The following is a 9142-nucleotide window of genomic DNA, read 5'->3' on the forward strand; positions in this document are numbered from 1 at the left end:
CGCTGGGCGGGCTGTCGGCGGCGGAGCTGCACCTGCGGCAGGCGGTCTGGCACGCGGCGCAGGCGCGGGGGCTGCAGAACTGGTTCGACCGCTCGGGGAAGGCGGAGCGGGTGGACCTGTCCTGGCCGCTGCGGCCGGCCCGGTGCGGCTGCGGGCGCCGGCTGGAGCCGGAGCACGGCTGCGAGGCGGCGGCGTAGACGGGCGGCCCCGGTATCCCGGGCCCGAACGCGCCGCAGGCCCTGACCTGTTTCCTGGTCAGGGCCTGCATGCTGTCCGGGTGGGCGATACTGGGATCGAACCAGTGACCCCTTCGGTGTGAACGAAGTGCTCTCCCGCTGAGCTAATCGCCCGGGCAACGAGAAGAACTGTAGCACCATTCGGGGCCGGTCGTACAACTCGCCCGTTCCGGGTACTGCCGACACCTCCGCAGAACTCGCGCCCCACGCGGAAGATGACTGTGCCTCAGGCGATTACCGACGGCTCTTCGGGCGGATTCCGGAAATACACGTGAGGCCCAGCCGATAATCGGCTGGGCCTCACGTATCACTGTGCATTCCGGTGGGCGATACTGGGATCGAACCAGTGACCCCTTCGGTGTGAACGAAGTGCTCTCCCGCTGAGCTAATCGCCCGGGTGCAGAGAAAACATTACCGCATCCCGGAGGGTGCTCCGACCACCCTCCCCGCCCGCGACCCCGCTCCCGGTCGCCCCCTGGGCTCCCGTCCGGCCGCCCCGGTTCGCGGCGGCGCACCCGCGGGTCACGGCCCGCCGGACGGCCTCGGTGACCTCGCGGCGGATCCGGTGCGGGGCCGGGCCCGGTCGGTCGGGCCCCCGCACCCAGGAAGATCACCAGCCGGGCGGCGGCGCGACCGGTCCGAGCGCACCCCCGCGGGGCCGGCCAGGGAGATCACCACCCGCCGGACCGGGTGCGGCGGACGCCGGCCGGGGCCCGTCAACCGGTCGCCCGTCCGCCGTCGACGACTGCGTCAACCGCCACAGCCGCTTCACCCGTTCCCGTGTTCCCGCGCCTCTTGTCGTTTCGCACAGTCATGCCAGGAAACTAACCAAGTAGCGCCCGGGTAATGCCCGGCCCGGCCGCTGCGGGGCGATTCCGCAATGCGCCGTAAGGGGTACGACTCGCGCCCGAATCGGGACAGAGGGGTTTACATCGGTCTTGGGGGTGGGATGGTCCGTTCGCCGACGTGCGATTCCCCGAGCGCACACTGAGCGAAAGGCCATGGCGCTTATGAACACCACGGTCAGCTGCGAGCTGCACCTGCGCCTCATCGTGTCCAGCGAGTCCTCACTGCCCGTCCCCGCGGGCCTGCGCTATGACACCGCCGACCCCTACGCCGTGCACGCCACGTTCCACACGGGCGCCGACGAGACCGTGGAGTGGGTGTTCGCCCGAGATCTCCTCGCGGAGGGGCTGCACCGACCCACCGGTACCGGCGACGTCCGGGTGTGGCCGTCCCGCAGTCACGGGCAAGGGGTGGTCTGCATCGCACTGAGCTCTCCGGAAGGAGAAGCCCTGCTGGAGGCCCCGGCCCGAGCGCTTGAGTCGTTCCTCAAGCGGACGGACGCCGCGGTGCCCCCCGGCACCGAACACCGTCACTTCGACCTCGACCGGGAGCTGTCCCACATCCTCGCCGAAAGCTGACCCCGTCCGGAGGGCGGTCACGCCCCGCTGTCGGCGGGGCCATACCGCCTGCCGCCATCGCAGCCGTCCTACTCGGGGGCACGGCAGCGGACTCAGCCGCGCACGACGCGGTCTCGGGGCCGGTGAGGCGGTCCCGCTCCCCCCGGAGCGGGCCCCAGCACCGCAGGCGCCCGGCACCGAGGCCGGTCATCCTCACGGGTGGCCGGCCTCGGTGCCGGGCGCCGACGTCTTCCGGCGGCCCTACGGACGGTGCCCCGGGGGCCGTCCGGCCGGGCGGTGTCCGGTTTCGGACGCCTTGCCGGACTGCGCACACATCTTCGAAAGAAGGCACCGCCCTACCGGTACGAGGCCCGGTATGGTCTGGGGTAACCGCGGACGCGGGGTATCGGAGTCCCCCTGCGCGAGGAGCCCCCAACGTGCTGATCACCCATGACACCGAGTGCGCGCTGAGCCTCCTCGTGGAGCTGCTCAACACCGCGCCCGAGGTGTGCGGCGCCGAGCGACTGCCGGACGTCGCCGCACTGGACGCCTTCGTGGTCCGCCAGGAGATCAGCGAGATCGACTCGCTGACCGAGGACGACCTGCGGCGGGTGCACGAGCTGCGCACCCGGCTGCGCGAGGTGTTCGCGACGGAGTCCACCGCGGAGGCCGCCGAGCTGGTCAACTCGATGGTCGCGGCCGCCGGGACGACGCCCCGGCTGACCAACCACGACGGCCACGACTGGCACATCCACTACTTCGCGCCGCACGCCGCGCTCGGCGACCACCTGGCGGCCGAGCTGGGCATGGCGCTGGCCTTCATCCTCATGGCGGGCGAGCGGGAGCGGCTGCGCCGCTGCGAGGCGCCGGACTGCGCGCGGGTCTTCGTGGACCTCTCCCGGAACCGCTCGCGGCGCTACTGCGACAGCCGTACCTGCGGCAACCGGCTGCACGTCGCCGCCTACCGGGCGCGGCAGCGGTCGGCGGAGGCCGTTCCCTCCGCCTGACCGCCCGGGTCCGCTCGGTCCGCCCGGTCCGCCGGATCCACCCGTCCCGCTCAGATCCCGCGCTTGCGGAGGATCTCCTCGATGTCGGCGAAGTCGCCGAGGCCGTCCTCCCGCTTGCCCGCGGCCGGCTTCTTCGCGGCCTTGGGGGCCGGCGCCGCCACCGCCGGGCGCTCGGGCGCCGGGCCGGCCGCGGCCGGGCGCTCCGGGGTGCTCTCCACCGCCGTACCGCCCCGGCGGCCCACCCAGCGGGTGGTGACCAGCAGGACCGCGGAGACGCCGAGCAGGGCGATGCCGGTCCAGACCCGCGGGTCGAAGACCAGCCTGGTCGCCCAGTCGGCGAACTCCCGGGCGATCGTGCTCGCCAGCGGGAACAGGCCGGTGAGGTAGAGCCCGGCGGGCAGCAGGGCCACCGCGAACCAGCGGGTCGCCGACAGGAAGCGCCGCCGGTAGGCCCGCAGCCCCGCGAAGGCCGCTCCGCCCGCCGTGAGGATGAAGCTGATCGCCGCGCTCAGCACGAAACCGCTCCTTCGTGTCCGGTCGTCCTGGTCATCGGTGCCTTCCTCTCGGTCCGCCCTCGGGCGCACCTCCGGCCGGAGCGGGCGCCCACTAGTGGAACACTGAGGGAATGATCGATGGTTCCCTCCCCCGCCTCGAGTTCTGGTGCGACCTCCAGTGCCCGGACTGCCACACCGCGCTGGACGACGTACGGGCGCTGCGCGCGCAGTACGGCGACGCGCTGCCGCTGGAGGTGCGGCACTTCCCGCTGCAGAAGCACAAGCACGCCTACGCCGCCGCGGAGGCGGCCGAGGAGGCGTTCGCGCAGGGGCTGGGCTGGCCCTTCGTGGAGGCCCTGCTGGCCCGCACCGCGGAGCTGGACGCGCGCGGGCAGCAGGTGCTGCTGGAGGTGGCCCGGGAGGTCGGGGCCGACGTCGAGGAGGTCGACACCGCGCTGGTCGACGGCCGGCACATGCTGACCGTCGACGCCGACCAGGCCGAGGGCAAGGCGATCGGGGTCACGGGCACGCCGACGTACGTGATCGGCGGGAAGCGCCTCGACGGCGGGCAGAGCCAGGACGGGCTGCGCGAGCGGATCGTGGCCGTCCTCGAGGCGGCGAAGTCCTCCTGACCGCACGACCGGTCACAGCTGCTTGCCGTAGACGCGCTCGGTGACCCGGTAGCCGAGCGAGGTGTAGAGCCGGATGGCGACCTCGTTGCCGGCGAAGACGTTGAGGCCGAGGTGCCGCACCCCGGCGGCCAGGCACTCGCGTTCGGCGAGCAGCATCAGTGTGCGTCCGTGTCCCTGGCCCTGATGGGCCGGGGACACCTCGACCTTCATCACCCAGGCGAGCGGTTCGCCGTCCGGCTGGTCGCGCAGGCGCGGCTGCAGCCAGAGCAGGCCGTACGGGCCCTCCCCGCCGTCGGCGCCGTACAGGCGGCGCACGACCATGCCGGGGGCCTCCGGGTCCGGCGTGGGCGGGCTCTGCGGCCCGGCGGCCATGCGGGCGCGGGCCTGTTCCTCGGTGAGTCCGGAACCGACCATCATGCGGACGTAGTCGTCCGCGGACTCCTCGTACCAGGCCCGGAGTTCGGCCGGGTCGTCGAAGGGGCGCGCGCTCAGCCCGGCGGGCAGCTCGGGGACGTCGACCAGCGGCTTGGACATGGCCAGGGCCCGCTCGGTGTAGCCGAGGGTCGCGGCGAGCCCCCGGGCCGCCGCGGCCGACTCCGGGACGGCGACGTCGACCCGGGTGCAGCCCCAGGTGCGCAGCACCTCCTCGGCGGCCAGCCCGCCGAAGGTGCCGCGGCCCCGGCCGCGGCCCTCGGTGACTTCCAACTCGGATATTCTCCCGAAGAGTTGACCGCCCTGCGGGTCGGCGGTGGTGCGCACCGCGCCGACCGGGCGGCCGTTCGAGAGGATCAGCCAGCGTCTGGTGCGGCCGCCGGCCGCGGTGGGTGTCTCCGGGCCCTCGGGGCGCAGCGTGGTGGTCATGTGGTGGTCCCTTCCCGTTGCGGGGGAGGTTATCCACGCGGTCGGCCTGCTCCCCGGCCGGGGATCACGGGTCGAGGTCGTCGCCGCTGCGCTCGGCGAAGACGGCCATGGCCTTGGCGGTGACGGGGCCGATGCCGGGCAGTTCGCGGTCGTCGACCCGGGTGACGGCCTGGACGTCGCGGGTGGTGGAGGTCAGGAAGACCTCCTCGGCGTCCTGGAGGTCGGTGAGCGGGAGGTCGGCCTCCTCGGCACCGCACCAGTCGATGACGAGCCGCCGGGTGATGCCGGCCAGGCAGCCGGAGGCGAGGGCGGGGGTGAGCAGGCGGCCGCCGAGGACCACGAAGACGTTGGAGCCGGTGCCCTCGCAGAGCAGGCCGGCGGTGTTGGCGAACAGGGCCTCGGAGGCGCCGGCGCGGTGGGCGGCGGCCAGGGCGACGACGTTCTCGGCGTACGAGGTGGTCTTGAGGCCGGCGACGGCGCTGTGCTCGTTGCGGCGCCAGGGGACGACGGCGACGGCGGTCTCGTCGGGGCGGTGGCCGATCGCGCTGAGGGCGACGACCAGGGTGGGGCCGGTGGTGCCGCGCTCGGAGCTGAGCGGGCCGTTGCCGCCGGTGTAGGTGATGCGCAGCCGGCCGAGCGGTGCGGGGTTGGCGGCGAGGACCTGGTCGCAGGCCTCGCGGACCAGGTCGTGGTCGGGGTCGGCCAGGCCGAGGCCGCGGGCGGAGCGGGTGAGCCGGTCGAGGTGGCGGGTGACCGCGAATGCCCGGCCGTCGACCGTCTTCAGGGTCTCGAAGACGCCGTCGCCGGTGGTGAGGCCGTGGTCGAGGACCGAGACGGTCGCGTCGGCGGAGTCGACGAGGGCCCCGTTGACCCAGCTCGTGGTGCGGTTGTGCATCGGGTGCTGCTCCTAGGCGGTGGGGGCTCAGGCCCCGGTCGGGTCGGATCCGCTGCCGGACTCGCCACCGGGTTCGCCGCCCGACGCTATCGCGACCAGGCGGGCTGCCTTCAGTTCGGTTTCGGCCCATTCGCGTTCGGGGTCGGAGCCCCAGGTGATGCCGGCGCCGGTGCCGAAGCGCAGGACGGGTGCGGCGGGGTCCGTCCGGTCGATCCAGAAGGTGCGGATGCCGACGGCGAGTTCGGCCTCGCCGCGGTCGGCGTCGACCCAGCCGACGGCGCCGCAGTACGGGCCGCGGGGGGCGGTCTCCAGGGCGTCGATGATCCGCAGGGCGCTGGACTTGGGGGCGCCGGTGACGGAGCCGGGCGGGAAGGTGGCGGCGAGGAGTTCGGGCCAGCCGGCGCCCTCGCGCAGGGTGCCCTCGACGGTGGAGACGAGGTGGACCAGGCCGGGGTGCTTCTCGACGGCGCAGAGGTCGGGGACGGTGACGGTGCCGGTCCCGCAGACCCGGCCGAGGTCGTTGCGGACCAGGTCGACGATCATCACGTTCTCGGCGTGGTCCTTGTCGAGGAGGTCGTCCTCGGTGCGGCCGGTGCCCTTGATCGGGCCGGAGGAGACGGTGCGGCCGGTGCGGCGCAGGTAGAGCTCGGGCGAGGCGGTGGCGATCTCGACGCCGTGGTCGGGCAGGCGGATGGTGCCGGCGTAGGGGGCGGGGTTGCCGTGGGCGAGGAGGCCGGTGAGGGCGTCGACGTCGCTGCGGTCCGGGTCGGGCAGTGGTGCGGAGAGCACCCGGCAGAGGTTGGCCTGGTAGACCTCGCCGGCGGCTATGTGCTCGCGGATGCGGCGGACGCCCGCGGTGTAGGCGGCGCGGTCGAGGGAGCTGTGCCAGCCGCCGGCTTCCGGTCCGCGCCAGCCGGCGCCGGAGGGCGGGGCGGGGGCGGGGCGGACCTCGTCGAAGCGGGCGCAGGTGAGGCGGCCCTCGAAGTCGTAGGCGACGGCCCAGTAGCCGGCGGAGTCCAGGGCGGCCGGGTCCGAGGTGACGTCGCGCAGTCCGGTGGCGAGGCGGCCGCCGAAGCGGGCGAGCGGGGTGCGGGGGGCGGGGTGGCCGGACACGGTTCTCCTGCGCGGTGGTGCTGGGGGGCGGTGTCTGAAGTGTAGGTCGGGGGGCGTGGGCCCGGCCCGGCTCGCGCCCCCGCGTACGAGCAGTCGCGTGCGTCGTGCGGGTGTGCGCCGGGTGGCCTGCGGATGATCGTCCGGGAGCGGCGCAGGTGGTGGCCGGTGGTCGGCCGGGAGGGCTGACGGGACGGCACTCGCCGGCCATCCCCTCGGCATGCTGCGGGAACGGATTTTTAGCTGGCCCGGGAATCCGCTAGAGTTCAACACGTCGCCAGGGAGCGCAGCCGAAGAAAAGCGGTGAAGCCCCCCGGGAGACAGGCGGACGTGGCTCAGTTGGTAGAGCATCACCTTGCCAAGGTGAGGGTCGCGAGTTCGAATCTCGTCGTCCGCTCGATGGAGAACAGTGTAAGATCGTTCTTCATGTGTTGCCTGGTGGAGTGGCCGAGAGGCGAGGCAACGGCCTGCAAAGCCGTGTACACGGGTTCAAATCCCGTCTCCACCTCCAAGAGGTCCTCCCGGTTCTTCCGGGAGGCCTCCCCGCGCGATTAGCTCAGCGGGAGAGCACTACCTTGACACGGTAGGGGTCACTGGTTCAATCCCAGTATCGCGCACGTTAACGGGCCTTCCGGGGTCTGCTGCAACACCGCCGCACAGGCGCGATTAGCTCAGCGGGAGAGCACTACCTTGACACGGTAGGGGTCACTGGTTCAATCCCAGTATCGCGCACGTTAACGGCCGGGGCCGCGATCCGTAAGGGTCGCGGCCCCGGCCTTTTGTCGTCCCGTTCGGGTGGTTCCGGGAGCCGGGCCTCCGGCGGGGAAGCGCCGGGAAAAGAGAAGAGCCGCGTACGGACGCCCTCACCGACGTCCGTACGCGGCGTCTCCGCCTGCCGGGGCGCTCTGCGCACCGCCCACGCCCGTCCGCGTGTCATCGCGGCCGCGGCCTCCCCGGCGGCACCGCTCCCCGTCCCCAGGGGTTCGGTGCCCGTCTTCGACCGGCCTCGGAGCCGGTGTCCTTCTTTCCCCTGCTCAGCGGGCGATCAGATCGGCGACGGCCTGGGCCTGGTTCGCCATCTGCTCCCACCCTCCGAAGAGCAGCACCAGCAGCACGGCGCACGGCAGGGCCATGGCCAACGCCACGGCGGGGTGCCGCGTGGGCTGCTCGGCGGACCCCGTCCGGAGGGAGGCCTGCCGACGGCGGCGGGGGGTTCCCGTGAGCTGCGGTGGCATGTCCTGGCTCCTGATCCGGTCGAGTTGGCGCGGTGGACGGCTTACCTCGGGGGACGAGCTCCCCGTCCACCGCTGAGCACAACGCTATTGGTCGGGGGCCCCTCCGGGCGTCATGCCGTCGTACTGTTCCTCGGACGTCCCGGAGGATGACGATCGGACTTGAGGCCTACTACCGCAGGGGGACAGCGGGCTCATCCGACCCCCGGGGGAACCCTGAGGGGCAACCCCGAGAGGCCCTCCGACGGCCCTGTGACCTGCAGGTCAGCGCAAGATCCGACAATCGCACGGTGGCTACGGGTGTTGCGTATCAGCACACCGCAGCGGGCAGTCCGTAAGCTGTGCCAGACAGAAACTGACGATGGCCCAACCGACGGGGCCTCACCCACCGGCTGACGGGGAACGAAACATGGCGATGATGCGGCTGAGGCGTGAGGACCCCCGCATCGTCGGGCCGTACCGCCTGCACCGGCGACTGGGCGCCGGCGGCATGGGCGTGGTCTACCTCGGCTCCGACCGCCGCGGGCAGCGCGTCGCCCTCAAGCTGATCCGCGCCGAACTCGCCGAGGACCAGGAGTTCCGCACCCGCTTCGCCCGCGAGATCGCCGCCGCCTCCCGGATCCGGGGCGGCTGCACCGCGCGCGTGGTCGGCTCGGACATCGAGACCGAACGGCCCTGGCTCGCCACCGCGTACGTCCCCGGGCCCTCGCTGTACAAGCGGGTCGGCGACGAAGGACCGCTGAACTGGCCCGAGGCGGCCCGGATCGGGGCCGCGCTGGCCGACGGACTGGTCAAGGTGCACGAGGCCGGAGTGGTCCATCGGGACCTCAAGCCCTCCAACATCCTGCTCTCGCCCCGGGGCCCGCGGATCATCGACTTCGGCATCGCGTGGTCGCGCGGCGCCAGCACCCTCACCCACGTCGGCACCGCCGTCGGCTCCCCCGGCTTCCTCGCGCCCGAGCAGGTGCGCGGGGCCGCCGTCACCCCCGCCACCGACGTCTTCGCCTTCGGGGCCACCCTCGCCTACGCGCTCACCGGGGACACCCCGTTCGGCTCCGGGGCCTCCTCCGAAGTGATGCTGTACCGGGTCGTCCACGAGGAGCCCGACCTCGCCGCCGTACCGCCGCAACTGGCGCCGCTGATCCGGGCCTGCCTGGCCAAGGAACCCGCCGAACGGCCCGGGGCCGCCGCGCTGCACGAGCGGCTCAGCGAACTGGCCGCGCGCGGGACGGCGGCCGGGGCCTCCGGCACCACCCGCGCGGCGCGAGCCGG

General features: G+C 73.2%; 9 protein-coding genes, 6 tRNA genes and 1 pseudogene. 9 read left to right on the forward strand and 7 right to left on the reverse strand.

Annotated elements, in window-relative coordinates; translation table 11 throughout:
• Positions 1-197: pseudogene (locus AE652_RS27350) on the forward strand (3'-5' exonuclease); the annotation flags it as partial.
• An 81-nt stretch (positions 198-278) separates the two neighbouring features.
• Here the strand turns inward: AE652_RS27350 and AE652_RS27355 are convergent.
• A tRNA-Val gene (locus tag AE652_RS27355) sits at positions 279-350 on the reverse strand.
• Positions 351-559: 209 nt separating this feature from the next.
• Positions 560-631 (reverse strand) — tRNA-Val (locus AE652_RS27360).
• Between the two features lie 615 nt (positions 632-1246).
• On the opposite strand from AE652_RS27360, the gene AE652_RS27365 reads away from it, so the two are divergent.
• Together AE652_RS27365 and AE652_RS27370 are read left to right on the forward strand one after the other, a co-directional pair.
• Positions 1247-1660, forward strand: a complete 414-nt coding sequence (locus AE652_RS27365) for an SsgA family sporulation/cell division regulator (protein ID WP_030056266.1) — start codon at positions 1247-1249, stop codon at positions 1658-1660.
• A gap of 416 nt (positions 1661-2076) precedes the next feature.
• Complete coding sequence (locus AE652_RS27370) at positions 2077-2646, forward strand: CGNR zinc finger domain-containing protein (RefSeq protein ID WP_049656188.1); 570 nt, start codon at positions 2077-2079, stop codon at positions 2644-2646.
• Between the two features lie 50 nt (positions 2647-2696).
• On the opposite strand, the gene AE652_RS27375 is transcribed toward AE652_RS27370, so the two are convergent.
• A complete protein-coding gene (locus AE652_RS27375) occupies positions 2697-3161 on the reverse strand; it encodes a hypothetical protein (protein ID WP_049656189.1) in 465 nt (154 codons plus the stop codon).
• Positions 3162-3271: 110 nt separating this feature from the next.
• On the opposite strand from AE652_RS27375, the gene AE652_RS27380 reads away from it, so the two are divergent.
• A complete protein-coding gene (locus AE652_RS27380; protein ID WP_049656191.1) occupies positions 3272-3772 on the forward strand; it encodes a DsbA family protein in 501 nt (166 codons plus the stop codon).
• A 12-nt stretch (positions 3773-3784) separates the two neighbouring features.
• On the opposite strand, the gene AE652_RS27385 is transcribed toward AE652_RS27380, so the two are convergent.
• The 3 genes from AE652_RS27385 to AE652_RS27395 form a co-directional block, all read right to left on the reverse strand.
• On the reverse strand, positions 3785-4633 hold the full coding sequence (locus AE652_RS27385; protein WP_049656193.1) for a GNAT family N-acetyltransferase: 849 nt from the start codon (positions 4631-4633) through the stop codon (positions 3785-3787).
• A 64-nt stretch (positions 4634-4697) separates the two neighbouring features.
• Positions 4698-5528: an aminotransferase class IV gene (locus AE652_RS27390; protein ID WP_049656195.1), complete on the reverse strand. Its 831-nt coding sequence runs from the start codon at positions 5526-5528 to the stop codon at positions 4698-4700.
• Between the two features lie 27 nt (positions 5529-5555).
• Positions 5556-6641, reverse strand: a complete 1086-nt coding sequence (locus AE652_RS27395; RefSeq protein ID WP_049656197.1) for a chorismate-binding protein — start codon at positions 6639-6641, stop codon at positions 5556-5558.
• Positions 6642-6962: 321 nt separating this feature from the next.
• Here AE652_RS27395 and AE652_RS27400 point away from each other — a divergent pair.
• The 4 genes from AE652_RS27400 (at position 6963) to AE652_RS27415 (ending at position 7370) form a co-directional block, all read left to right on the forward strand.
• A tRNA-Gly gene (locus tag AE652_RS27400) sits at positions 6963-7035 on the forward strand.
• 40 nt (positions 7036-7075) lie between these two features.
• A tRNA-Cys gene (locus AE652_RS27405) sits at positions 7076-7149 on the forward strand.
• Between the two features lie 34 nt (positions 7150-7183).
• Positions 7184-7255: transfer RNA gene (locus AE652_RS27410), tRNA-Val, on the forward strand.
• A gap of 43 nt (positions 7256-7298) precedes the next feature.
• Positions 7299-7370: transfer RNA gene (locus tag AE652_RS27415), tRNA-Val, on the forward strand.
• A gap of 302 nt (positions 7371-7672) precedes the next feature.
• Here AE652_RS27415 and AE652_RS27420 read toward each other — a convergent pair.
• Complete coding sequence (locus AE652_RS27420; RefSeq protein ID WP_049656200.1) at positions 7673-7873, reverse strand: hypothetical protein; 201 nt, start codon at positions 7871-7873, stop codon at positions 7673-7675.
• A 406-nt stretch (positions 7874-8279) separates the two neighbouring features.
• Here AE652_RS27420 and AE652_RS27425 point away from each other — a divergent pair.
• Positions 8280-9142: serine/threonine-protein kinase (locus AE652_RS27425; protein ID WP_049656204.1), on the forward strand; the 863-nt coding region annotated here is incomplete at its 3' end.

This window comes from Kitasatospora sp. MY 5-36 (assembly GCF_001182915.1).
In the GTDB taxonomy this organism is placed as follows: domain Bacteria; phylum Actinomycetota; class Actinomycetes; order Streptomycetales; family Streptomycetaceae; genus Kitasatospora.

What these genes read in the sequence shown, in the direction of transcription:
- AE652_RS27365 (WP_030056266.1), top strand. Translation starts at nt 1,247, where the DNA reads ATGAACACCACGGTCAGCTGCGAGCTGCACCTGCGCCTCATCGTGTCC.
- AE652_RS27380 (WP_049656191.1), top strand. Translation starts at nt 3,272, where the DNA reads ATGATCGATGGTTCCCTCCCCCGCCTCGAGTTCTGGTGCGACCTCCAG.
- AE652_RS27385 (WP_049656193.1), bottom strand. Translation starts at nt 4,633, where the DNA reads ATGACCACCACGCTGCGCCCCGAGGGCCCGGAGACACCCACCGCGGCC.
- AE652_RS27390 (WP_049656195.1), bottom strand. Translation starts at nt 5,528, where the DNA reads ATGCACAACCGCACCACGAGCTGGGTCAACGGGGCCCTCGTCGACTCC.
- AE652_RS27420 (WP_049656200.1), bottom strand. Translation starts at nt 7,873, where the DNA reads ATGCCACCGCAGCTCACGGGAACCCCCCGCCGCCGTCGGCAGGCCTCC.